This window comes from Synechococcus sp. HK01-R (genome assembly GCF_014217855.1).
Lineage (GTDB): Bacteria > Cyanobacteriota > Cyanobacteriia > PCC-6307 > Cyanobiaceae > Synechococcus_C.
The window spans coordinates 544,691-568,383 of record NZ_CP059059.1; the positions used below are offsets into that span (position 1 = coordinate 544,691).

The following is a 23,693-nucleotide window of genomic DNA, read 5'->3' on the forward strand; positions in this document are numbered from 1 at the left end:
GCACCCCCCCATGCCTCAAGCGAGCAACCAGCCAACCGTCCTTGCATTGGACGCAGGAACCCACGCGCTGTGCACCTGTGGGCTCAGCCAAAACGGCGCCTTCTGCGATGGCAGTCACAGTCAAATCGGCAACACTCAAAGCACACCCTGGTGGAAGTTCTGGGCATGAACAACGCTCCCAACACAGGCCTACTGGTGATCACCGCCAGCAACGGCGAAAACCTCAAGCTGGCGGATCGGTTCGCGACGCACGCCAAAGCCTTGGGACAAAACGCCGAGGTGCTGGATCTCACCAGGATCGACCTGCCTCTCTTCACCCCCAGAGCCCAAGACTGCGGCACTCCAGCGGCGGTCGCTCCTCTGCAAGAGCAGCTCATGAACGCAGCACGCTGGGTGATCTGCGCACCGGAATACAACGGCTCGATCCCGCCCTCGCTAACGAACGCGATCGCATGGCTCTCGGTGCAGGGCGAAGACTTCCGCGACCTTTTCAACGGGCGACCCATTGCGATCGCCACCTTCTCCGGTGGTGGTGGCATGGAGCTGCTGCTGTCACTGCGGATTCAACTCACCCATCTGGGCGCCCAAGTGGTGGGCCGCCAGCTACTCAGCAACTACGCCAACCCCCCCAAGGACGAGAGCATCAGTGATCTGCTGAAGCGTCTTCTGCAAATGACACCACTTGCACTCTGAGCCGAGCCATGCCCGCACCTCTTTCCACCAACAATCCCGGCTTCGTCATCCGCCCAGCCGCAGAACGCTTCCACAGCAGCCATGACTGGCTCGACTCCTGGCACAGCTTCTCCTTTGCAGGCCACCACCATCCCGACTGGATGGGCTTCGGCCCCCTGCGGGTGATCAACGACGACCTGATCGCCGCCGGACGGGGCTTCGGGATGCATCCCCATCGCGACATGGAGATCATCACCGTGATGATCGACGGCCAGATCAACCATCGCGACTCCATGGGCAACAGCGGCATGATCCGCGCCGGTGAAGTGCAACGCATGAGCGCTGGCACCGGCATCGTGCACAGCGAAATCAACGAAGGCGACACGCCCTGTCGGCTCTTACAAATCTGGATCGAACCGACCAGTGCAGGCCTACAACCGGCCTATGAGCAACGGCAGATCCCTGCGGGCAACGGCTGGAGCCAAGTGCTGAACCCCGATGCCAGCGAAGGAGCCATGGCTATCGCCCGCCCTGTACGACTCTGGCGGGGGCAGATCGAAGCCGGAGCCATGCTGCCCTGGCCAAGGCAGCTCAGCGGTTCCGCCTGGCTGCAAATCATCGACGGACAACTGTTGCTCGACGCAGCCCATGCCTCAGCCCCCGATGCTCTTGGGCGTGGGGACGGCCTGGGCTTCCCTGGCGACACCCCTCCAGGAGCAGCACTCAAGGCGATCACCAAGAGCGACGCGCTTCTCTTTGAACTGCTGCACTAGGACCGTCCACCCGAACGACGAGCTCACGCCACAGGTGGTGGCTCGCGCAAAATCCGCAGTCGCGCAGGATACAAATTCGGGTCACGCCCATGACAATCGCTTAAACCACAAGGCTTTTCGGTACTGGCGATCGCGACCAAGTCAGCCATTGGTAACTCAGCCTTAATGCGATCCCGAAGACTTTGGAAATTTGCCTGGCACGCCACATCTGGCGGCCTGAAATGGCTGTGAATCCAAGATTTCCCTCAGAGATGGGACCCGAACAAGAGCTTCAGCCCGCGGTGCGTTATCGCGGATTTCTTTTGTTGGCGCAAAGCAATCACAGCTGGCTCGTGAGGCCGGAGCGCAGTCCGATGACCCTTCTGCCATTCCGCACGCCCACCTGCTCGCTGGAGGACGTGAAGGCACTGGTGGACTGGCGCTTGTCTCAGGAAAGCAGCCTGATCGGAGCTGCTTGATCAGACCTGCTTGACTCGACAGCTCTGACTAGGTCTGTTGAGTCAAGCAGCCTGGGGAGGAGGCGTGGGAGAGCCAAGGGGCTGGAACGGAAGCACCAACGTCGCCCAGTGCTCAGGGCAAACGGGGCGTTCCCGCCGAGCCTGACGCACACCGAAAGGCACCCTCACCACATTGGTCCCTTCCACCCGAAGAGTGTGACCTCGCTCCAGGGCAGATTCCAGACAAGCAGGAAGTTCTGGCTCTTGTGGCTTGAGCGTTGTCTTGGAATTATTTTCGCTGGCCATGTCCCCCCGACAAGGTTTGCTGTTGCCGGCCAGTGTGGAGAAAGCTCCGACACGGCGGTAGAAACCGAACAAAACTTTTTCGATTTCGGTGAAAATTTAGCCTGTCACCTGGGGATCGGCCAGCTCCTCGACCGTCGGACAGGTGCAAACCAGATTCCGATCACCGAAGGCATTGTCGATTCGGGCTACGTGGGGCCAAAACTTGTTCTCGCATTGACCAGGCATCGGATAAGCCGCCAACGTGCGGCTGTAGGGGCGATCCCAACTGTCCGCGGTCACCGCAGCGAGGGTGTGAGGAGCTCGTTTCAGTGGATTATTCAGTGGGTCGCTCTGACCCAAAGCAATCGCATCAGCTTCCGCTCGGATCGCAATCATGGCGTCACAAAAACGATCCAATTCAGAAAGACTTTCACTTTCGGTGGGCTCAACCATCACCGTTCCCGCCACTGGCCAGCTCACCGTTGGTGCATGGAATCCGTAATCCATTAAGCGCTTGGCAATGTCATCCACCTCAAGACCAGCCGATCGCTTGAGATCCCGCAGATCAAGGATGCATTCATGGGCCACCAGACCCTGCTCCCCCCGGAACAGCACGGGGTAATGCGAGGCGAGGCGGTGGGCCAGATAGTTGGCCGACAGCAGGGCAACGGCTGAGGCCTGGCGCAGGCCCTGCGCACCCATCATCCGCAAATACATCCAGCTGATCGGCAGGATGCCCGCACTACCCCAAGGAGCAGCTGACACCGCCGAGATCGCTTGCTCGCCGCCGCAGGGCACCAGGGGGTGTCCAGGAAGGAACGGCAACAGATGGGAGGCCGCAGCGATCGGCCCGACCCCTGGCCCACCACCGCCATGGGGAATGCAGAAGGTCTTGTGGAGGTTCAGGTGGCAGACATCGGCCCCATAGGCCCCTGGACGACAAAGCCCCACTTGGGCATTGAGGTTGGCCCCATCGAGATACACCTGGCCGCCGTGCTGATGGACCAGCGCGCAGATCTCCCGGATCCGCGTTTCAAAAACCCCATGGGTTGAGGGATAGGTGACCATCAGGGCCGCCAGTGAATCGCTGTGCTCCTGCGCTTTGAGACGCAGATCCTCCACATCCACGTTTCCCTGGTCGTCGCAGCCCACAGGCACAACCCTCAGGCCAGCCATCACGGCACTGGCTGGGTTGGTGCCATGGGCACTGGTGGGGATCAGGCAGACATCGCGATGCTGCTCCCCCCGTGAGCGGTGCCAAGCCCGGATCACCAGCAACCCCGCATATTCACCCTGAGAGCCCGCATTGGGCTGCAGGGACACCCCTGCAAAACCGGTGAGCGCCGCCAGCCAACCCTCAAGATCGTCGACAAGGCGCTGGAGGCCATGGCATTGATCCTTAGGCGCAAAGGGATGCAAGGCGGCGAAGGCTCGCCAGCTCACGGGAGAGAGCTCCGCGGCGGCATTGAGCTTCATCGTGCAGCTGCCCAGCGGAATCATGCTGTGCACCAGCGAGAGATCGCGGCTCACGAGCCGCTGGATGTAACGCAGAAGCTCGGTTTCACTGCGATTCCGATGGAACACCGGTTGGCGCAGCCAAGGTTCAGATCGCAGGGGCAGCCCCGCCAGGCCGGTGTGAACGTCCAGGCTCCCTGGATCGGGAAGAGCCAAGAGCGGCTCCTGTCCAGCCGCCTTCGCCAGCAGCGCCAGCAACACAGCCAGCTCCTCAACGGTGCTGAGTTCATCCAGGCTGATGCCAAATCCCGTCGCCTGAGCCGGTGCTGCCCCATCCGGAAGCACCCGCAGATTGAAGCCCTGGTCTGCCGCGAGCGCATGCACCGCCGGGGCATGGGGCGAGACCACATCAAGGCCATCGAAACGGGGGGCCTTCGGCAGTTCGTAGCCCAGCTCCCGCAGCCCGTGCTCCAGCATCATGCGCAGTCGCACAAGGCGCTGAGCGAGGGCTTCCAGCCCCTCAGGACCGTGATGAATGGCATAGAAGGAAGCCATCACCGCCAAGAGCACCTGAGCCGTGCAGATATTGCTGGTGGCCTTGTCACGGCGGATGTGCTGCTCGCGGGTCTGCAGCGCTAAACGCAAGGCAGGCCGGCCGTCGACATCGACGGATCGCCCCACGATGCGACCGGGTACCTGACGTTTGTAACGGTCGCGGGTGGCGAAGAATGCAGCATGGGGACCACCGGCCGCCATCGGCACCCCAAAACGCTGAGCGCTACCGACGGCGATGTCGGCACCAAGATCACCGACCGGCGCAAGAAGCACCTGGGCCAATGGATCAATCGCGACCGTGACCAAAACGCCATGGGCATGGGCCTGAGCGATCAGATCAGAGGGATCCCAAAGCCGTCCGCAACGACCGGGGAGCTGCAGCAGAACCCCAAACACCTCAGCGTCCCAGTGGAACGCTTCCGGCTCCAGCACCTCCACCGAGATCCCAAGGGGTTGGGCCCGGGTTTGCAGCACCGCCAGGGTCTGAGGAAGCACAGCGGCATCCACGAGAAAGCGGCGCGCCTCCGACCGCTTGCAGACCGCCATGCTGAGGGCCATCGCTTCCGCGCAGGCCGTTCCCTCATCGAGCAGTGAGGCATTGGCGATCGGCAGACCTGTGAGCTCACTGATCAGGGTCTGGAAATTGAGGAGTGCCTCCAATCGACCCTGGGCGATCTCGGCTTGGTAGGGGGTATAGGCCGTGTACCAGGCGGGGTTTTCCAGCACATGACGCTGGATCAGCGCTGGAGTGACCGTGTCGTGATAGCCGAGACCGATCAACGAACGCCGCAGCTGATTCGCGTCGGCGATCTCCCGCAACTCAGCCAGTGCTGCCGCTTCTCCCACACCAGCGGGCATCGCTGCCTGCGGTGCCGTTTCATCGAGGATGTCCGAAGGGACGACCGCCTGCACAAAGGCGTCGAGGGAGGAGTAGCCCAGAGCCTGCAGCATGACCCGCTGCTGCGCTGGATCCGGCCCCAGATGCCGCTCCACAAAGGGGGAGAGCTCCGTCTGAACCGGCTCGGAGGCGGGGCCTGCGCTGCGCTGGTCCAAAAGGGTCACGGCACGCCGGTATGGAGGACTGCGACTTTAGGGAAGTCCTTCCGATGATCGGCGCTACCGGGGATCGGCCAGCCCTAGGAACGCCTTCAGCAGTTAGCTGGCCGCCACCTTGGTGGCGTAGGTGCTGGCATCCATCAGCTCGGCCAGCTGGGTGGGATCGGAAGGACGGATCACCAGCAGCCATCCCTCGCCGTGGGGATCGTTCTGCAATTCCTCCGGGCTGGCGAGCACAGCCTCGTTGCGCTGCACCACCTCACCGCTGATTGGTGCATACATGTCTTCCACCGCCTTCACCGACTCGACAGAGCCAAAGCCATTGCCCCGATTGAGCACGGCGCCCACATCGGGCAAATCCACAAACACGATGTCACCCAGCTGATCAACGGCGAAGGCGCTCAGACCAACCCGCACAAGCTCCCCATCGGCGTGGGCGTACTCGTGACTGTCGGCGTAGCGGAACTGCTCAGGGAAATCGAAGGCCATCGGGCCGGTGGTAGGCGAAAACCTCACCCAGTGTGGGGTAGATCCACCAGTCCTGCCGTTTGCAGGGCTGCGAGCGCCCGGATCAGGGCGAGCTCGATGTGACTGCGGTGGGTGCCGCCCTGCACGTAGAGGTTGTAGGGAGGGCGCAGGGGTGCATCGGCCGAGAACTCGCTGGTGCTGCCATCGATGAAAGTGCCACCGGCCATCACCAGATCACTGGCATAACCAGGCATCGCCGCAGGGACAGGATCCAGATAGGAACCGACCGGCGAACAGGACTGAAAGGACCTGCACACGACCTTGAGCGCTTCGGGATCGCCCAGCTGGACAGCTTGAATCAGATCGCTACGGGGTGCCTGCGCTGCCGGCTGCACTGAATACCCCAAGGCTGCAAAGGTGCCAGCCACCAGATCTGCACCGATCAAGGCCTCGGCCACCATCTGCGGCGCCAGAAACAGACCCTGCAGCACCAAGCGATGCAAGTCAAAACCGGTCCCCCCCTCGCTACCGATGCCAGGGGCAGTGAGCCGACAGCAGGCCTGTTCCACCAGATCAGCGCGCCCGGCCACATACCCCCCGGTGGGCGCGATGGTGCCGCCAAGGTTCTTGATCAATGAGCCAGCGATCAGATCCGCGCCGACCTCGGATGGCTCCCGCTCCTCCACCAACTCGCCGTAGCAGTTGTCAACAAAACAGATGCAATCGGGCTGACGGGCGTGAATGTGCTGGCAAACCGCTTCGATCGCAGCGATGGAAAGAGACGGTCTCCAGCTGTAGCCACAGCTGCGCTGAATCAGGATCAAGCGCGTGGGCTGCTCTAAGGCTTCGTCCAGTGCCTGGAGGTCGACCGAGCCGTCGGCCTTGAGATCCCGCTCGTCGTAACGCACACCGAACTCCGCCAGGGAGCCTTGGCCTGCACCGCGCAAGCCGATCACCTCTTCAAGGGTGTCGTAGGGCCGACCGGTGATGGCCAACATGCGATCACCCGGGCGCAGCACTCCAAACAGAGCTGCCGCGATGGCATGGGTGCCGCTCACGAACTGAAGACGCACCGCAGCCTTGTCTGCCCCCAACACCCTGGCGAAGACTCGATCCAGCACCTCGCGACCCTGATCTCCATGGCCGTAGCCCGTGAGCGAGGCGAAGTGCTGGGTGCCGACCCGCTCAGCAGCAAACGCAGCGAGGACCTTTTCAAGACGGCTTGCCACCCCCGCCGTCCGCGCAGCAGCGGAGGCCGACTGCTGCTCCCGCACGGCCTGAACCACGGCCCTGGCCTGCGCCTCAGCCCGGTCTCCACTGGGAGAGGCCGCGGACATGGCCGTGGAAGTGGCAGTGGAAGCGGCGAAAGACGAATCCATGAAACGGTGTCGCTCGCTGCATCATGCAGCGCTCTCCTACATTCTCTTCTCCAGCCGAACGCCTTCCAGCTCCGGGCTTACCGAAGTCAAAGGCGCACCGGTTCGTGGAGTACTCCTTGGTTACAACTGCACCGGCCCCTGTCGCCACCGACCGAGAGCTGCGCATGCGCGCTGCGGTCATGTCCCCGCGTCAGCCCCTGCCTCGCCGGCAACGACGCATCAAGTGGGGCACCACAAGCTTCATGCTCGTGATGCACGTTCTGGCCACCGTGGCCCTGCTGCCGCGGTTCTGGAGCTGGCAAGGAGTGGCAGCCCTAGCGGTTCTTTATTGGGCCACGGTTCTCGGCGTCACCCTTGGACTCCATCGCCTGGTAGCCCACCGCAGCCTGGAGGTTCCCCGCTGGCTCGAGAGGGTCCTGATGGTGATGGGCACCCTGGCCTGCCAGAGCGGACCGATCGACTGGGTCGCTCTGCACCGCCACCACCACAAGTTCTCTGACCAACCCAACGACCATCACGACGCTGGTCGTGGCCTCTGGTGGAGCCACAGCGAATGGATGCTCCATGAAATCCCCGCCCTTGAGCACAAGGAGCGCTTCGCAGGCGACCTCTTGAGCGATCGCTTCTACGTGTGGCTGGATCGCTGGTTCCTGTTACTCCAGATTCCCCTGGGACTCGGCCTGTACTGGTACGGCAACGCAGCGCAAGTGCATGGTGGCGGCCTGGGCCTGGTCCTCTGGGCCATCCCCCTACGCCTGGTGCTCGTCTACCACGTGACCTGGCTGGTGAACTCGGCCACCCATGCCTTTGGCTATCGCAATTTCGACTGCCCCGACCTTTCACGCAACTGTTGGTGGGTGGCGATCCTGTCCTTCGGCGAGGGCTGGCACAACAACCATCACGCGCACCCTGCCAGCGCTCGTCATGGCTTGCGCTGGTTTGAGTTCGACATCACCTGGCAGCACATCCGGCTGCTGCGGCGACTGGGGCTGACCCGTCGCATTCGCCAGGCGCGTTACGTGCCCTGAGTCCCGGCAGTCAGCCCCTTGGCCTTCTGCCGCAATTCGGCCAGGAATCCTTCGGCTCCAGAGCGACTCGATCCGCCGAGGGCTTGATGGGTGGCATGCAAGTCCAGGAGCTCCCCATCGAGATCCTCGGCGCTGTAGTCCCGCAGACCGGCCATCACAGCAGCGAAACGCTCCCGCCGCTGACTCTTGCTGGCTGGATAAGCAGCCATCACCTGATCGCGGCACTGCCTCCAGGACTGGCCGCCACAAAGATGTTCAGCCAATGCCGCACTCAGCGAAGCCCCCTCATCGGCTTCAATCCGCCAATCAAACCCGGGCGGCAACGGCGCCAAGCCCACGAAGATCTCGAGAAGATCCCCAGCTCCCAGGGCCTCACCCCGGGCATTGCGAAGCGGTTCAGCACCAGCGGCCAGCACCTCCAAAAGCTCGGGGTGAACCTCAGCAAGACGCGCTCGGATTGATTCCAAGCCGGCATGGAGAACTGCATTGGCCTGTCCTAAGGCAAGGAACACCTCAGGACCGGGAGACGCGAGCTTGCCGTTGCGCAGGTTGGAGATCTGGGAGTTATGCACACGGCCGAGATCCAGGGTTTCGGCGAGGGCGGGCAACACCCTGTGCGACCAGCCATTGCGCTCATGCCAGACGTGCACGAGATGGGCCATGGCCCAACGGCCCTCGGCGAGGCGCTCCCGGTAACCCTTGGTCACAGAATCAGCCTGGATATTGAACTCAGCCACTTGATACGGATCCTTATCGCTTATAGTTTATCGATAGTTATCCGGATCGAGCCATGGTTTCAAGCGTGATCACGGCACCATCGCCACCCAGCAGGCCGACAGACTCGCACAGGGCCCTGGAGCGGGCTCAAGGGCTGCACAAACCCCGCCAAGGCGAAACCTATGTGCCCCTGGATCACGGACGGCGCTGGGGAACCATCGGCTTCATGATCGCGATCCATGGGCTGGCCTTGGTCGCCTTGCTGCCGAGCTTCTGGAGCTGGCAGGCCGTCACCAGCCTGCTGGTTCTCTACTGGGTCACCGCCTGCCTGGGGGTGACGATCGGGTATCACCGCCTGCTCTCACATCGATCCTTCCAGGTGCCCCACTGGCTCGAGCGCTTCTTCGCCACCTGCGGCGCGCTCAGCTGCCAGCACGGACCCATCGACTGGGTGGGTCTTCATCGGCATCACCACAAGTTCTCTGATACGGATGCAGATCACCACAACAGCCACCGCGGATTCTGGTGGAGCCACATGGGCTGGATGTTTGAACCCATTCCAGCCATGCAGGCCGTCCCGCGCCTGAGCGGGGATCTGGCCAGGGATCCCTACTACCGCTGGCTCAACAACAATTTCCTGCTGCTGCAGTTGCCCCTTGCGGGACTGCTCTTCTGGATCGGCACCGTCACTGGCGCAGGCGGCTGGGCACTCTTGCTCTGGGGCATCCCTCTACGCCTCGTGCTCGTCTATCACGTCACCTGGCTGGTGAATTCGGCAACCCACTGCTGGGGTCAGGTGGTGTACGAAAGCGGCGATGCCTCCCGCAACAACAAGTGGGTCGCAGCCCTCACCTTCGGCGAAGGCTGGCACAACAACCATCACGCTTTCCCCCATTCCGCCCGCCATGGACTTCAGCCCCGTCAGATCGACCTCACCTGGGAGCACATTCGTCTGATGCGGGCGCTGGGACTGGCCAGCAAAGTGCGCCTACCCGTCGCATCGTAAAATTCTCGATCGCTCCATCGTCGTCGTCAGGAAGCAACCCCATGGCCAAGCGCGTACAAGTCGTTCTGAATGAGGACGTTCTCAGCCTCGGCCGGGATGGCGATCTGGTTGAGGTGGCTCCGGGCTACGCCCGCAACTTCCTGCTCCCCTTCGGCAAGGCTGTTCCCGTCACTCCTGCCGTGATGAAGCAGGTGGAGCACCGCCGGGCCAAGGAGGCCGAGCGCCAGGCCGCCCTCAAGCAAGAGGCCCTGGCCTTCCGCACCGCCCTCGACACCATTGGCCGCTTCACCGTCAAGAAGCAGACCGGTGACGACGACGTTCTCTTCGGCACCGTCACCAATGGGGATGTAGCCGAGGTGATCGAGGAAGCCACCAAGAAGGAAGTCGACCGGCGCGACATCACCGTGCCCGACATCCACCGCACCGGCTCTTACAAGGTCAGCGTCAAGCTGCACAGCGAAGTCACTGCTGAAATCAATCTGGAAGTGGTCAGCTACTGATCCCTCAACTCAAGGGTTTCTTCCGTCACAACCCACTCTGGCGCCTGCCCAAGGGTGCGCCAGAGTGGGTTTTCGCTTGCAGCCAACGACTCCATGGTGACCGTCCCCTTCAGCGATCAGGGCGGCGAGGCCGCTGAGGGGGGACGCCGGGGTTTCGGTCAGGGCCGCCGCCGAGATGAGCCCAATTTCGAAGCCTTACCGGACTCGATTCCCCCTCAGAACCTGGAGGCGGAAGAGGCGGTGCTGGGCGGCATCCTGCTGGACCCCGATGCCATTGGCCGCGTCGCCGATGTGCTCCAGCCGGAAGCCTTTTACCTCAATGCCCACCGGGAGATCTTCCGCACCGCGGTGATGCTCCACAGCCAGGGCAAACCCACCGACCTCACGGCCATGACCGCCTGGCTGGCCGATACAGGTGCCTTGGAGAAGGTGGGGGGAAGCAACCGGCTTATGGAGCTGGTGGAACGGGTGGCCTCCACCGCCTCGATCGAGCAGGTGGCCCGCCTGGTGATGGACAAATTCCTGCGCCGTCAGCTGATCCGCTCTGGCAACGAGGTGATCCAACTGGGCTTTGATCAGAGCCTGCCGATGGAGCAGGTGCTCGATAAGGCCGAGCAGACGATCTTCGCCATCAGCCAGGAGAAACCCACCAAAGGCCTCACTCCCACGGCTGAGATTCTCACCAGCACCTTCAACGAGATCGAGAGCCGCTCGCTCGGCACCTCCGTGGCAGGCATCCCGGTGAACTTCTACGACCTGGATGCGATGACCCAGGGCCTGCAACGCAGCGACCTGATCATCGTGGCGGGCCGGCCAGCCATGGGCAAAACCTCGATCGTGCTCAACCTGGCCAAGAACGTGGCTCAACTGCACAACCTGCCGGTGTGCGTGTTCTCCCTGGAGATGAGCAAGGAGCAGCTCACCTACAGGCTGTTGTCGATGGAAGTGGGCATCGAAGCCGGGCGCCTGCGCACGGGCAGGCTGCAGCAGGAGGAATGGCCCTTGCTGGGCCAGGGCATCAACACCCTGGGGCAGCTGCCGATCTTCATCGACGACAAACCCAACTCCGGCGTGCTGGAAATGCGCTCCCTCTGCCGGCGCCTGATGGCCGAACAGGGCAAGGAGCTCGGCCTGATCGTGATCGACTACCTGCAGCTGATGGAGGGCTCCACCCCAGACAACCGGGTGCAGGAGCTGTCGCGAATCACCAGGGGCCTCAAAGGCATGGCCCGAGAGTTAAACGTGCCGGTGATCGCCCTCTCCCAGCTCAGCCGTGGCGTGGAATCGCGCACCAACAAGCGCCCGATGCTGAGCGACCTTCGCGAATCGGGCTCCATCGAGCAGGACGCCGACCTGGTGCTGATGATCTACCGCGACGAGTACTACAACCCAGAAACCCCCGACCGGGGCATCACCGAAGTGATCGTGACCAAGCACCGCAACGGACCGGTGGGCACGGTGAAGCTGCTGTTCGAGCCACAGTTCACCCGCTTCCGCAACCTGGCGGCCTGAGTCGTTTCCGATACTGGTGGGATGACACCCAGTCCAACCCCCACTGAAGTCTTCGACGTGATCGTCGTGGGGGGTGGCCATGCCGGCTGTGAAGCCGCCATCACCGCCGCCCGGCTGGGCCTGAGCACCGCCCTGTTCAGCCTCAATCTCGATCGAATCGCCTGGCAGCCCTGCAACCCTGCCGTCGGCGGCCCCGCCAAAAGCCAGCTGGTGCATGAAGTGGATGCCCTCGGTGGAGTGATCGGCCGCCTCGCCGATGCCACCGCCATCCAGAAGCGGATCCTCAATGCCAGCCGCGGACCTGCGGTGTGGGCCCTGCGCGCCCAGACCGACAAGCGCCAGTATTCACGCCAGATGCTGCAGCTGCTGCAGCACACCCCCAACCTGGCCCTGCGTGAGGCGATGGTCACAGGGCTGGAAATCGAAGGCGATCCCAGCGGCGGTGGTGAACGGTGGGATCCCAGCCAAGGCCCAGCCTCACGGATCACAGGCGTACGCACCTATTTCGGCAGCATCTACGGCGCCAAGGCCGTCGTGCTCACCGCCGGCACCTTCCTGGGGGGGCGCATCTGGGTGGGCCATCAATCGATGGCGGCAGGCCGTGCCGGCGAGCAGGCCGCCGAAGGCCTCACCGAAGCCCTGCAACAGCTTGGATTCCATACCGACCGTCTCAAAACCGGCACCCCGGCGCGGGTCGACCGGCGCAGCCTTGCCCTCGATCAACTCGAAGAGCAACCCAGCGACGCCGCCGATCGCTTCTTCTCGTTTGACCCCGCCGCGTGGAGCAGCGGTGAACAGATGAGCTGCCACATCACACGCACCACGGCAGCAACCCATCAACTGATCAAAGACAATCTGCATCTCACCGCCATCTACGGCGGCGTGATCGACAGCAAGGGGCCGCGCTACTGCCCCTCAATCGAAGACAAGATCGTGCGCTTCGCCGATAAAGACAGCCACCAGATCTTCCTCGAACCGGAAGGGCGCGACACGCCCGAGATCTACGTGCAGGGCTTCTCCACGGGCCTGCCCGAACCGATCCAGTTGCAACTGCTGCGCAGCCTGCCTGGCCTGGAACAAGCCGTGATGCTGCGGCCGGCCTACTCCGTGGATTACGACTACCTGCCCGCCACACAACTGTTGCCATCGCTGGAAACCAAACGGGTGCAAGGGCTCTTCAGCGCCGGCCAGCTCAATGGCACCACCGGCTACGAGGAAGCCGCGGCCCAGGGACTGGTGGCTGGCCTCAATGCCGCCCGCCGCATCCGCGGCCAGGAGCCGGTGCATTTCCCCAGAGAAGGCAGCTACATCGGCACGATGATCGACGATCTGGTGAGCAAGGATCTACGCGAGCCCTACCGGGTGCTCACCAGCCGCAGTGAATACCGCCTGGTGCTGCGGGGCGATAACGCCGACCGGCGACTGACGCCCCTGGGACGAGAGCTGGGGCTGATCGACGACCGTCGCTGGCGCTTGTTTGAAGACAAACTCCAGGCGATGGAGGCCGAAAAGCAGCGGCTGGAAACCGTGCGCCTCAAGGTGAGCGATCCGGTGGCCCCTGCGGTCGAAGCAGAGACCGGTGCGCCAATTAAGGGCTCCATCACCCTGGCGGATCTCCTGCGACGCCCGGGGATGCATGCCGCCGATCTGGTGCGCCACGGCCTGGCCGATGCCGACCTCCCCCTGCCGGTGCGCGAAGGCGCCGAGATCGACATCAAATACAGCGGCTATTTGCAGCGCCAACAGCAGCAGATCGATCAGGTGAAGCGCCAGGGCCAGCGCAAATTGCCTGCCACCATCAACTACACCAACATCAGCACCCTCTCCCGGGAGGCGCGCGAAAAGCTCACGGCCGTTCGCCCGTTCACCCTTGGGCAGGCCAGCCAGATCCCCGGGGTCAGTCAGGCCGACCTCACCGCTCTCCTGGTGTGGCTGGAGCTCCAGCAACGGCGTCGCCAATCCGGCGAGTCAGAGCTCGCCCCCCTGGGCCAAGCTCGATAGCGTTGCAGCAGACAACGGCCTGCGGTGCCACCACGCCTTTCCACATCCCGGGCCTACTGGAACCTGCGCGCAGAGCAGGTGATGGATCGGGTGTTCAGTGATGGCGAACATCGGCTTGAAGCCGTCACTGTGCAGGTGGAACCGGCCTCAGCGCCTGCCGCCCCCCGAGCCACTGCAGCTGCACCAGAGCGTCAGCCTCGAACCCTCCGCTGGATGCTGGCGTTGATTGGCATGCCAGCCCTGATCAGCATGGCCATGAGCATCTGGCTGGCGCGCAACTGGCAGGCCTCCCAACGGGCCCTCAGCCGCGAGCGTGACCTCCAGCTGATCGAACGGGTGCGCCGCCTGCCCCCTCCAGAACCTGCCAAAACCACAGACAACTCAGCCGCAACAGGCCCGTCAGCCGCCCAAACCCGCGACAGCGAGATCCGGCTCCCCACCAGCCTTGAACCGGTGGTGGTGCCCTTGCCTGCCATCCCCCGAATCGATGGGGCATCAGCGAACAGCGCCGGATCAGCAGCGCCGGTGAATGCTCCAACCCCTCAAGCGCCTGCTGGGTCTGACCCCCTACTGGTGGGAGTCGTTCATGCCGGTGGAGGCAAGGGCTCGGCGATCTTCCGCCTCGATCAGCTCTCCCTCTCCGCCAGCCCGGGGGAGATGATCGGCAACAGCGGATGGCGGCTTCACTCGGTTGAAGCGCAAGGAGCGGTCATCGAGCGCCAGGGTCAGCAGCGCCAGCTCTCGGTGGGAGGCGCCTTCTGAACGACGTTCCCTCAGCCCTCTTCCCTTCACCCGAGCCCCTCTGGCAAGCCGCAAGCGCCTCGGTGATCGGTGCCGAAAGCCCTTGGTCACTGCCAGGCCCCTGGAGGCTGATGCTGCTGGGGGATGGCAGCCCCACCCGACACCTGCGGCTGCTCACTGGCCATCCCGCGGCCGTGCGCCTGATCGCCATGGAAGCCGACAGCACCATGGAAGGAGCACCTCGAGAGGTGCGGGAACTGGACCATCCGCTCCTCCGCCGGCAAGTCTGGCTGGAGTGCGGCGGAATCACGCTGGCTTGGGCAGAAAGCTGGTGGAACCAGACGGAAGCGGAACAGCATCTGCAAGACAGGAATCTGCCGATCTGGCTGAGCCTGACCCAGGGCCGTTCGGAACTGTTCCGGGAGGTGGATGGCCTGGCGCTTGTTCAGAGCCATTGGCTTGAGGAAGGCTTCCAGGCCACTGGTCCGTTTTGGAGTCGTCACTACCGCTTCTTCCGTCAGGGGCGGGAGTTGACCGTGATCCGGGAGGTGTTCAGCCCCCGATTGGAGGACTGGCTGGGCCCAGCTCCTCGACAAGCGCTTCACCTCCCGTCATGAAGGAAGCACTCGGATTGTCCCGTTTTCCACTTGACAACTTGCTATTCAATGTGCTCTCCCCATGATGGCTGCACTGGAACTCCACTCCAATGGCAAACCACTCCTGGCTGAGCCTTACTGAGCTGGGGCAGCTGTTCGGCATCTCAACCCGCCACTGTGAACGTGCCCTCGATCAGGCCGGCTGGCTGGACCGCCATGGCAGGCCGACCCCAGCGGCGCTCGACGCCGGTGCGGCCTCCGTTCAAGGACCGCAATGCCACCCGCGCGGCAGTCGCTGGAATGCAGACATCTGCCGCACCCTGCTCGAAACCCGGGGCTACAGGCCCATCAGCCGCGACGACCAGGTCAAGCAATGGGTGGCCCTGCTGGAGGCGATGAGCGAAGGCTCCCCATCCATCGCCGCCACGGCTGACCAGATGGCAGAGGATCTTCCCTCCGATCTGGTGGAGGACGTCAACGCTGGCCTGAGTCGCCTGGGCTGCCGGTTTCAGGCCAGCCGCAAAGCTTCCGCCTGCTGACGGGCCTTCTCCAACTGCTCCCGCAGGCGTTCCTCATCCGCATGGCTGAGGCTGGTCTGAATCAGACGGGCATGGGGGGCATGGCGGCGTAACTTCTCGATCACGCGATCCGCGGTCACCTCGCGCACAAGCAGGGCCAGAGCCGCCGTTCCCTTGGGAAGGGTCTCCCCAAGATCGCGCAGGAACTGGTCATTGATCCCCATGTCACTGAGGGCACCGGAAGCCGCACCAGCACTGGCACCGACCGCCAAACCCAGCAAGGGATTGGCGAACAACAGCCCCACAAGCACCCCCCAGAAACTGCCGCCGAGAGCACCCGCTGCCGTGAGGTTGATCGCCTGACGCAGGTGCACATGCCCGTCCTGCCCATGCTCAAGCACCACGGCATCCTCCAGGGCAATCAGGTGCTCCTGCTGAAAACCCACCAGTTCCTGACGGACTTCCTCGGCCTCCTCCAGCTTGGGGAAGCCCACCACCACGAGATTGCTCATCAGTCCACTGTCGGATGATCCGAGGCTAGGAACGGTTCGGCGATTCAACCGTCCCGACGACGACTGGAGCGGGGCAGAGAGCGGCGCACAGGAGACTCCGCAGCAGCGGAACCTGGACGTCGCACAGAAACGCCCTCAGGAACACCGGCGGATTCCGTTGCAACGCCTCGCTTCCAGCGCTCCACCCGGAATTCACTCTCATCCGGCCACTCGTCGTCGGCCACCGATCGCTCCCGCGCCTGAACTGCAGGAGGAATCAAGGGTGGCTGCCGGCGAGAGATCGCCTCGAGGGGCCGCTTGCGGCCGTTGGATCGCAAAGGCTGTTCAGATCGCAAAGGCTGTACAGGCGGTTCCCGCCAGCTGTCACTTCCATCGTCCTCCTCATCCAGGAGCCAGTCGATCTTGTCGCCCACCCAACGCCCAACCGCATCCAGGCTGCCCGCAGCAGTCCGGCCTGAACGGGAGCCAGGGCGTCGCCCTGGGCGCGTCCCGGCAACACCATCCACCAGCTGGCGGCCCGTTTCCAGCCACTGATCCAAGCGTTGCGCCTGTTGCCGTCGTCCATCCATCTCCCGACGTTACCGACGCCGTCGTCGCAGCCAACGCTCCCGGCGCCATCCCACCAGAGCGATGGCGATGCCAGAGCACTGAAGCACCAGCAGAAACAGATCGATTTCAGCCATCCGCCCCATGGCCTTGATCAACGACAGAGCAGGTGTCTTGACCGTCATACGGCTGAAACTGCAAGACACAGCTGGCATGCCATCGCCCCCCATGGTGGCGATCACAACAGGCACGACAGGCGGCCTGGGCCAGACGGCGGCGGTAGGGAGAGCAATGCCCACAGCGGGGGCAGACCGCCAGCCAACGCGGGGCTGTCACAGGCACCGGAAAGCGATGACGCACGCTCACCACAAATCGATCCTGGGCGCGGTTGATCTGCTCCATCCGCGCCCGGAACTCAGGTCCATGCCCCTCCGACGACCCCAGCACCAGATCCACCCAGGCGTGAATCATTTCGTGGCAGAGGGTGCTTTCCGTCGCCAGGCGTGGCAAGGGGTCGAGCAGAGGGCGAGAGAGCACGATTTCACGACCATGGGGCGGGGCGACCTGGGGGCCACGGCGATAGAGCCCGGCCGTGCGCCGCATCCGGCCGTCACTCCAACGCACCGCAAGCAAGGGCTGCTGTCCGCGCACAAGGCTGCCCTCGAAATGCTCTCGGTTCAAGCGATGAAACAGGGGGAGCAGCGGCTCCAGGGCCATGGGAGGGGTCCGGTGAGCGTCCAGCCGGTGGTCAACAGCGCCAGTCTGCACACCTTCTGCAACGGCCTGCACAACCGTCAGTCAGACTCTTGGCGCGTCATCGTGGCCGCGGATGGATCTGGCTCTGGTTCGGGAACTCGGAAGCAAGGCCCTGCTGGCCGGTGCCGGAGCACTGCTCCTCTACTGGACAATCACCGCCGTCAAGCTGGTGCTGAGCGCCCGTGGCATCAACCCCCTGATCAAGCAGTTCTTCACCCAGGTGGCAGCAGGACGCATCGACGCCGCCTACCTGCTCACCACCAAGAGCTACCGCCAGCACGTGAACCGCCAGCAATTCATCCGCTTCCTGGCTGGTCTCAAGCTCAATCGCTTCCGCAACCTCAAATCCGGTCGCCCAAGGATGCAAGAGGGCAACATCATTCTCACCGTGAAGCTGCTGGCTGAAAACAAAGAGGAAATGCCGCTCGACTTCACCTTCACCAAGGTGGAGGAGAGCTGGAAGATCGAGCGGATCACCCCGGTGAACGCCTGACGCCTCCCCCGTCATGACAGCCCCAACCCGGGAACGGGCCAGCGAACTGCGTGCTCTGCTCAACCGGGCTGCCCACGCCTATTACGTGCTGGATGCTCCAGTCATGGAGGATCCGGTCTATGACCGTCTCTACCGTGAACTGGCGGACCTGGAGGCTGCCGATCCTGAGCTGATCAGCGCCGACAGCCCAACCCAAAGAGTCGGAGGTTCCCCCGCTGAGGGATTCACGAGCGTGCGCCATCGCATCGGCCTGCTCAGCCTCGACAACGCCTTCAACATCGAGGAGCTCCAGGCCTGGCATGGCCGACTGCTGCGGGCTCTCGATCGGGAGCCGAACCAAGGCGAACCTCTGCCAGCCCTGGCGATGGTGGGCGAGCTGAAGATTGACGGCAATGCCCTCGCGCTCAGCTATGAGCACGGCGTGCTGGTGCGAGCCGCCACCCGCGGCGATGGCGAACAGGGGGAGGAGATCACCGCCAATGTGCGCACCATCGCGTCCGTGCCCCTGCGTCTGCAACTGGAACAGCCCCCCGCATGGCTGGAGGTGCGGGGCGAAGCGTTCATTCCCGATGGCACCTTTGATGCCATCAACCGTGAGCGACAGCAGCGGGGCGAATCCCTATTTGCCAACCCCCGAAACGCCTGCGCCGGGACCCTGCGCCAGCTCGATCCAAAGGTGGTGGCCGCCCGCAGACTTGATTTCTTCGCTTACACCCTCCACCTACCGGGAGGCTGGCAGGGCCATGGGAGCGACCCGCCACTGCCTGCCACGCAGTGGGAGTCATTGCAGTGGTTAAAAGCCGCCGGCTTCAAGGTCAATCCCAATGCCGAGCTACTCCCCGACTTGGCGGCGGTTGAGACGTTCTTCGCTGCCTGGGACAGCCAACGCCACGCGCTCGATTACGCCACCGACGGGGTCGTGGTGAAGCTCAACGACCTTCGCCTGCAGGACGCCGCCGGCTTCACCCAGAAAGCACCCCGCTGGGCCATCGCCCTGAAATACGCCGCAGAGGAAGCACCCAGCAAGTTGCTGAGGATTACCTGCCAGGTGGGACGCACTGGGGTGGTGACACCCGTGGCCGAATTCGAACCCGTGCCCCTAGCCGGCACGGTTGTGAGCAGAGCCACCCTGCACAACGCCAATCGGCTGGCGGAGCTCGATCTGCATGGCGGCGACACCATCGTGGTGCGCAAGGCCGGGGAAATCATTCCCGAGGTCGTGCGGGTCCTCACAGAACTACGCCCCGCCGGCAGCCAGCCACTCGCCCTGCCCCACAGCTGTCCTGAATGCAGCTCCGAATTGGTGCGGGAAGAAGGCGAAGCGGCCACCCGCTGCGTCAACAGCAGCTGCCCGGCGATCCTGCGCGGGGCGCTACGCCACTGGGTCAGCAAGGGCGCACTGGACGTCGATGGACTGGGCAGCAAGCTGATCGAACAGCTTGTCGACCGGGGCCTGGTGCGCTCCATCGCGGATCTCTACAGGCTCGATGCCGCCCTGCTGGGAAGCCTGGAGCGGATGGGCAGCAAAAGCGCCACGAATCTGCTGACCGCCCTCGAGGCCTCCAAGAACCAACCATGGCATCGACAGCTCTATGGATTGGGAATCCACCATGTGGGCGAGGTGAATGCCAAGGCCCTGGCGGCCAGCTTCACGACTGTGGAGACGCTGGCCCGGGCGGCAGCCGAGCAATCGGACGCGTTGACAGCCGTCCAGGGCATCGGCGGTGAAATCGCCCAGAGCCTGCAGCAGTGGTTCGCCACCAGCGCCAACCAGGAGCTGCTGAACGGCCTGCAGGCCATGGGCTTGAGCCTGGCGGCATCCGAGCAGGAACTGGCCGGAGCCGCCGCCAGGGAGCGCGATGGCCACCTCAACGGTCAGACCTTTGTGCTCACCGGCACTCTTCCCAACCTCAGCCGCTCCCAGGCCCAGGCCTTGATCGAAGCAGCAGGGGGCAAAGTCAGCGGGTCGGTGAGCAAGAAAACTCACTACGTGGTGGCTGGTGAAGAGGCGGGCAGCAAGCTGAGCAAGGCCGAGGCCCTAGGGGTGCCGGTGCTGGATGAGGCAAGCCTGCAGCAGCTGCTGGCAGCCAATGGACCGAGCGATCATTCTTCCTCAAGAGCATCGAAGCAACTGGAATGAAACCAACAGCCTTCCGCTGGATCAAAAGCGACTGCGGAAGGGCCAAATATGCCGATCTGGCAGGCCGCCGCGGTGCCATCGCACAACTGCGACTGGGCTGGTTCATCCTTTTTGCCGCCCTTCGCGACTGGCGCCTGCCCGATCCTGATCAGACCTCAGGATCCTGATCGAGGCCAGGGCCCTCCTGCAGCGCCCGGCGGGCGGCACGACCCACGAGCCACACCACGGCGATGGTGGCGAGCACACCGACAACCCTTAACCACCAGGCCCCTGGCGAGGCATCACCGGCCAACACCTCCCCAAAACGGGCGGCATCACCGGCCAAGGCACCAAGGGCACAAAACAGCACCGTGCCGGGAAGAATTCCGATCAAGCCAATGGTGTAATCGCGCAGCGACACTTCACTAAGGCCATAAGCCAAGTTGAGCAGCGAGAAGGGGAAGGCGGGAGAGAGTCGGGTGAGCAGCACCAGCTTCAGGCCCTCCCGGCTCACAGCACGCTCGACAGCCTGCAGCTTCGGCAAACGCGCCAATCGCTGCTGCGCCCATCCGCGCAGCCAGGTTCGCCCCAGCAGAAATGCCGCTTCAGCGCCGAGGCAGGCGCCCACGAACACGATCAAGCTGCCCCACCAGGTTCCATACAGAGCTCCCGCAAGCATCGAGGCCCACACCCCCGGGAGCAGCAACGTCACCCAGAGGGCGTAGAGGGGGATGAACAACAGGGCCCCCAGCGGAGACTGCAGGGCGGGAAGCCAACCCTGCCAATCAAGGAGCACGCCCAGGGCCGCCAGCATCAACCAAGATCCTGCAGGCGACGGCGGGCCAACTCCGCTTGCGCTTCCGCTTCCGCAAGGTTGGCCTTGCATTCCGCCACCACCTCGGGCGGCGCCTTGTCCGCAAAGTTGGGATTGCTGAGGCGACCAGCCAAGCCTTTGATCTCCTTCTCCGCCTTCGCGATGTCTTTCTCCAGGCGCGTCTTGAGCGCCTCGAGGTCAACCAGGCCCTCAATCGGCAACAGCACCTGCAGTTCGCCGCTCACGCCAGCGAGCGCTTTCGCCACCGGTGCTGCTTCAGCCTGCTCAGCGGTCATCACCTCGACGGTCTCCGCGCGCGTGAGTGCACGGATGTCAGCACTCCCCTGCTGCAGCACAGCCGTCAGGACATCACGACCGGTCACGAAACGCACCGGCACCGTCTGGGATGGCTTCAAGCCGGCCACAGCACGCAGATTGCGCACGACTCGGATGGCCGCGATGAGTTCAGCAAACGACGACTCGAGCTCGTCATCCAAAGCCTCCATATCGACGGCGGGCCAGGATTGCAGGGCCAGGACCGTTGTCTGTGGTTGAGCGGTGACGCTGTGCCAGAGCTCCTCGGTGAGATGGGGCATCAAGGGATGCAGGAACAGATGCATTTGACTGATCACCTTGGCCAGCACCTGCTTGGCGGTTCGCTGATCGGCCAGTGCCTCGGCTGAGGGGTTCTCGCCCGGATTGAGCCGACGCTTGCTCAACTCCAGATACCAGTCGCAGACATCGTTCCAGGCGAATTCATAGAGACCCTTGGCCGCTTCGCCAAGGCCGTAGCTGCCGTAGCGCTCGGCAGTTTCCCTGTTCACCCGTGCCAAGCGCGACAGAATCCAACGGTCGGCCAGCTGCAGGGCAGCGGGATCGGGCTCCCCGAGCTCAGCTGGCGTCGCACCACCCAGGTTCATCAGCGCAAATCGCGTGGCGTTCCAAAGCTTGTTGGCGAAGTTGCGCGCTGACTCCACCGTGGCGGAGGTATCGGATTTGCGGTCGTAATCGAGGCGGATGTCCTGACCAGCACCGGCCACCTCCCGCACCAAAGCGAAACGCAGGGCATCGGTGCCGTAGCGATCGATCAGCAGCAGCGGATCGATGCCGTTGCCCGCGCTCTTGCTCATCTTGCGGTTCTGTTCATCCCGCACCAGGCCGTGGATGTAGACCTCCTTGAAGGGCATCTCGCCGGTGAAAGCGCCGGCCATCATCGTCATCCGGGCCACCCAGAAAAAGATGATGTCGAAGCCCGTCACCAGGGTGCTGGTGGGATACCAGCGCTGCAGGTCAGCGCTGCCTGTATCAGGCCAGCCCAGGGTCGAGAAAGGCCAGAGACCGCTGGAGAACCAGGTGTCGAGCACATCCTCGTCCTGCTCGATCACCGCAGCAGGGCCGTACTCCGCTTTGGCCTTCTCCAGGGCTTCGGCTTCGTTGCGGGCCACCACGTAGGGCGTGGTGTCGGTGTACTTGCCTCCGGTTTCGCTGATCACGAACCAGGCGGGGATGCGATGCCCCCACCAGAGCTGGCGGCTGATGCACCAGTCGCGGATGTCGGTGAGCCAATCGCGATAGACCTTCTCCCAACGCTCGGGGATGAAGCGGGGATCCTGCTTCTCGAGAGCTTCGCGGCAGCGGGCCGCCAATGGTTCAGTTTTGACAAACCACTGAGTGGAAAGCAACGGCTCCACCGGCACCTTGCCGCGGTCGGAATAGGGAACGCTGTGGCGATAGTCCTCCACCTTCACCAGCAGCCCTAGCTCCTCCAGGCCAGCAACCACGGCCTTGCGGGCCTCGAAGCGATCCAGCCCCTCAAACTGGCCGGCTTCGGCATTCATCGTGCCGTTCTTGCGCATCACGGTGATCTGGGGCAACCCGTGGCGCTGGCCGATCGCGAAATCATTGGGGTCGTGGGCCGGCGTCACCTTCACGCAACCGGTGCCGAAATCCTTCTCCACATGGTCGTCCGCCACGATCGGAATCTCCCGACCCACAAACGGCAGGGTGAGGGTCTGGCCCACCAGGTGGGCGTAGCGCTCATCGGTGGGGTTCACCGCCACAGCCGTATCACCCAGCATCGTTTCGGGGCGAGTGGTGGCGACCTCCAGGTGTCCCTCACCACTGCTGAGCGGATAGCGGAAATGCCAGAGGTGACCATCGACCTCTTTCATCTCCACCTCCAGGTCACTCACCGCCGAACCGGAGGCGGGGCACCAATTCACCAGGTACTCACCGCGATAGATCAACCCCTGCTCATGCAGTCGCACGAAGGCCTCCTTCACGGCCTCACTCAGCCCCTCATCGAGGGTGAAGCGCTGACGCTTCCAATCCACCGAGTACCCCAGCCGCCGCAGCTGCCCAACAATTCGTCCACCGCTCTCGGCCTTCCACTGCCAAGCCCGCTCCAGGAAGGCTTCCCGACCCAGGTCGTGTCGGGTCTTGCCCTCCTCCTTGAGCTGCTTCTCCAGAATCGTTTGCACCGCAATGGAGGCGTGGTCGGTGCCGGGCAAGCAGAGCACGTTTTTGCCCGCCAACCGCTGATACCGCACGATCGTGTCGATCAAGGCCGTGTTGAAGGCGTGGCCCATGTGCAGGCTGCCGGTCACATTCGGCGGTGGAATCACCACCGAGAAGGGCTCGCCCTCGGCGCCAGGATCGGGGTGAAACGCCCCCTGCTCCTCCCAGGCCTGCTGCCAGCGCGCTTCGGTACCCACTGGATCATAGGTCTTGGCGAGCTCAGACACAGCGAACAGG

General features: G+C 63.6%; 25 protein-coding genes. 15 read left to right on the forward strand and 10 right to left on the reverse strand.

What is annotated here, in order from left to right; genetic code table 11:
- The first annotated feature begins 10 nt into the window (after positions 1 to 10).
- The 4 genes from H0O21_RS13585 to H0O21_RS02900 all read left to right on the forward strand — a co-directional run bounded on the left by H0O21_RS13585 (position 11) and on the right by H0O21_RS02900 (position 1,903).
- Positions 11 to 169 carry a CDGSH iron-sulfur domain-containing protein gene (locus H0O21_RS13585; protein ID WP_185190321.1) on the forward strand — a complete coding sequence of 53 codons (159 nt, stop codon included), beginning with the start codon at positions 11 to 13 and terminating at the stop codon, positions 167 to 169.
- Positions 166 to 693 carry an NADPH-dependent FMN reductase gene (locus tag H0O21_RS02890; protein ID WP_185190322.1) on the forward strand — a complete coding sequence of 176 codons (528 nt, stop codon included), beginning with the start codon at positions 166 to 168 and terminating at the stop codon, positions 691 to 693. Before H0O21_RS13585 ends, H0O21_RS02890 begins: the two co-directional genes overlap by 4 nt.
- 8 nt (positions 694 to 701) lie before the next feature.
- The gene (locus tag H0O21_RS02895; RefSeq protein ID WP_185190323.1) at positions 702 to 1,445 is read left to right on the forward strand and encodes a pirin-like bicupin family protein; all 744 of its coding nucleotides are present in this window, start codon (positions 702 to 704) and stop codon (positions 1,443 to 1,445) included.
- Between the two features lie 251 nt (positions 1,446 to 1,696).
- The gene (locus H0O21_RS02900; RefSeq protein ID WP_131455013.1) at positions 1,697 to 1,903 is read left to right on the forward strand and encodes a hypothetical protein; all 207 of its coding nucleotides are present in this window, start codon (positions 1,697 to 1,699) and stop codon (positions 1,901 to 1,903) included.
- 42 nt (positions 1,904 to 1,945) lie between these two features.
- On the opposite strand, the gene H0O21_RS13330 is transcribed toward H0O21_RS02900, so the two are convergent.
- From H0O21_RS13330 to H0O21_RS02915, 4 genes are all read right to left on the reverse strand, one after another.
- The gene (locus H0O21_RS13330; RefSeq protein WP_255441104.1) at positions 1,946 to 2,188 is read right to left on the reverse strand and encodes a hypothetical protein; all 243 of its coding nucleotides are present in this window, start codon (positions 2,186 to 2,188) and stop codon (positions 1,946 to 1,948) included.
- Positions 2,189 to 2,284: 96 nt separating this feature from the next.
- Entirely contained in the window at positions 2,285 to 5,239 is a 2,955-nt protein-coding gene (gene gcvP, locus H0O21_RS02905) for an aminomethyl-transferring glycine dehydrogenase (protein WP_185190324.1), read from the reverse strand.
- Positions 5,240 to 5,332: 93 nt separating this feature from the next.
- Positions 5,333 to 5,722 (reverse strand): glycine cleavage system protein GcvH, encoded by a 390-nt coding sequence (gcvH, locus tag H0O21_RS02910; protein WP_185190836.1) that lies wholly within the window; start codon positions 5,720 to 5,722, stop codon positions 5,333 to 5,335.
- A 23-nt stretch (positions 5,723 to 5,745) separates the two neighbouring features.
- Positions 5,746 to 7,038: an aminotransferase class I/II-fold pyridoxal phosphate-dependent enzyme gene (locus tag H0O21_RS02915; protein WP_185190325.1), complete on the reverse strand. Its 1,293-nt coding sequence runs from the start codon at positions 7,036 to 7,038 to the stop codon at positions 5,746 to 5,748.
- Positions 7,039 to 7,244: 206 nt separating this feature from the next.
- On the opposite strand from H0O21_RS02915, the gene H0O21_RS02920 reads away from it, so the two are divergent.
- Entirely contained in the window at positions 7,245 to 8,108 is an 864-nt protein-coding gene (locus H0O21_RS02920) for an acyl-CoA desaturase (RefSeq protein WP_370318268.1), read from the forward strand.
- On the opposite strand, the gene H0O21_RS02925 is transcribed toward H0O21_RS02920, so the two are convergent.
- Positions 8,096 to 8,770: a hypothetical protein gene (locus H0O21_RS02925; protein ID WP_370523099.1), complete on the reverse strand. Its 675-nt coding sequence runs from the start codon at positions 8,768 to 8,770 to the stop codon at positions 8,096 to 8,098. The genes H0O21_RS02920 and H0O21_RS02925 overlap by 13 nt on opposite strands.
- A gap of 128 nt (positions 8,771 to 8,898) precedes the next feature.
- Between H0O21_RS02925 and H0O21_RS02930 the strand changes: the two genes are divergently transcribed.
- The 7 genes from H0O21_RS02930 (at position 8,899) to H0O21_RS02960 (ending at position 15,720) form a co-directional block, all read left to right on the forward strand.
- Positions 8,899 to 9,831, forward strand: coding sequence for a fatty acid desaturase (locus H0O21_RS02930; RefSeq protein ID WP_185190326.1), 933 nt, complete (start codon positions 8,899 to 8,901; stop codon positions 9,829 to 9,831).
- Between the two features lie 41 nt (positions 9,832 to 9,872).
- Positions 9,873 to 10,331 (forward strand): 50S ribosomal protein L9, encoded by a 459-nt coding sequence (gene rplI / locus H0O21_RS02935; RefSeq protein ID WP_131455019.1) that lies wholly within the window; start codon positions 9,873 to 9,875, stop codon positions 10,329 to 10,331.
- A gap of 93 nt (positions 10,332 to 10,424) precedes the next feature.
- The gene (dnaB, locus tag H0O21_RS02940) at positions 10,425 to 11,843 is read left to right on the forward strand and encodes a replicative DNA helicase (RefSeq protein ID WP_185190327.1); all 1,419 of its coding nucleotides are present in this window, start codon (positions 10,425 to 10,427) and stop codon (positions 11,841 to 11,843) included.
- Between the two features lie 21 nt (positions 11,844 to 11,864).
- Positions 11,865 to 13,844: a tRNA uridine-5-carboxymethylaminomethyl(34) synthesis enzyme MnmG gene (mnmG, locus tag H0O21_RS02945; protein WP_185190328.1), complete on the forward strand. Its 1,980-nt coding sequence runs from the start codon at positions 11,865 to 11,867 to the stop codon at positions 13,842 to 13,844.
- A 24-nt stretch (positions 13,845 to 13,868) separates the two neighbouring features.
- A complete protein-coding gene (locus tag H0O21_RS02950) occupies positions 13,869 to 14,606 on the forward strand; it encodes a hypothetical protein (protein ID WP_185190329.1) in 738 nt (245 codons plus the stop codon).
- Positions 14,603 to 15,202 (forward strand): chorismate lyase, encoded by a 600-nt coding sequence (locus H0O21_RS02955; protein ID WP_185190838.1) that lies wholly within the window; start codon positions 14,603 to 14,605, stop codon positions 15,200 to 15,202. The genes H0O21_RS02950 and H0O21_RS02955 overlap by 4 nt, the downstream gene beginning before the upstream one ends.
- An 89-nt stretch (positions 15,203 to 15,291) precedes the next feature.
- Positions 15,292 to 15,720 carry a hypothetical protein gene (locus H0O21_RS02960; protein WP_185190330.1) on the forward strand — a complete coding sequence of 143 codons (429 nt, stop codon included), beginning with the start codon at positions 15,292 to 15,294 and terminating at the stop codon, positions 15,718 to 15,720.
- On the opposite strand, the gene H0O21_RS02965 is transcribed toward H0O21_RS02960, so the two are convergent.
- The 3 genes from H0O21_RS02965 to H0O21_RS02975 form a co-directional block, all read right to left on the reverse strand.
- Entirely contained in the window at positions 15,690 to 16,211 is a 522-nt protein-coding gene (locus H0O21_RS02965) for a DUF1269 domain-containing protein (protein WP_131455025.1), read from the reverse strand. The genes H0O21_RS02960 and H0O21_RS02965 overlap by 31 nt on opposite strands.
- A 44-nt stretch (positions 16,212 to 16,255) precedes the next feature.
- Complete coding sequence (locus H0O21_RS02970) at positions 16,256 to 16,780, reverse strand: RNA helicase (protein ID WP_185190331.1); 525 nt, start codon at positions 16,778 to 16,780, stop codon at positions 16,256 to 16,258.
- Between the two features lie 106 nt (positions 16,781 to 16,886).
- Entirely contained in the window at positions 16,887 to 17,474 is a 588-nt protein-coding gene (locus H0O21_RS02975) for a SprT family zinc-dependent metalloprotease (RefSeq protein ID WP_185190332.1), read from the reverse strand.
- Positions 17,475 to 17,586: 112 nt separating this feature from the next.
- Between H0O21_RS02975 and H0O21_RS02980 the strand changes: the two genes are divergently transcribed.
- Genes H0O21_RS02980 through H0O21_RS02990 form a run of 3 tightly spaced genes read left to right on the forward strand, consistent with a single transcriptional unit; the run spans position 17,587 to position 20,313 of the window.
- Positions 17,587 to 18,006, forward strand: coding sequence for a hypothetical protein (locus tag H0O21_RS02980; RefSeq protein WP_131592253.1), 420 nt, complete (start codon positions 17,587 to 17,589; stop codon positions 18,004 to 18,006).
- Positions 18,007 to 18,019: 13 nt separating this feature from the next.
- Entirely contained in the window at positions 18,020 to 20,146 is a 2,127-nt protein-coding gene (gene ligA / locus H0O21_RS02985; RefSeq protein ID WP_185190333.1) for an NAD-dependent DNA ligase LigA, read from the forward strand.
- Positions 20,143 to 20,313, forward strand: coding sequence for a hypothetical protein (locus H0O21_RS02990; protein WP_185190334.1), 171 nt, complete (start codon positions 20,143 to 20,145; stop codon positions 20,311 to 20,313). Before ligA ends, H0O21_RS02990 begins: the two co-directional genes overlap by 4 nt.
- Here the strand turns inward: H0O21_RS02990 and H0O21_RS02995 are convergent.
- Both H0O21_RS02995 and H0O21_RS03000 read right to left on the reverse strand, forming a co-directional pair.
- Positions 20,295 to 20,939: a TVP38/TMEM64 family protein gene (locus H0O21_RS02995; protein ID WP_185190335.1), complete on the reverse strand. Its 645-nt coding sequence runs from the start codon at positions 20,937 to 20,939 to the stop codon at positions 20,295 to 20,297. The two genes, H0O21_RS02990 and H0O21_RS02995, sit on opposite strands and share 19 nt — an antisense overlap.
- Positions 20,939 to 23,683: a valine--tRNA ligase gene (locus tag H0O21_RS03000; RefSeq protein WP_185190839.1), complete on the reverse strand. Its 2,745-nt coding sequence runs from the start codon at positions 23,681 to 23,683 to the stop codon at positions 20,939 to 20,941. Before H0O21_RS03000 ends, H0O21_RS02995 begins: the two co-directional genes overlap by 1 nt.
- Positions 23,684 to 23,693 lie beyond the last annotated feature (10 nt).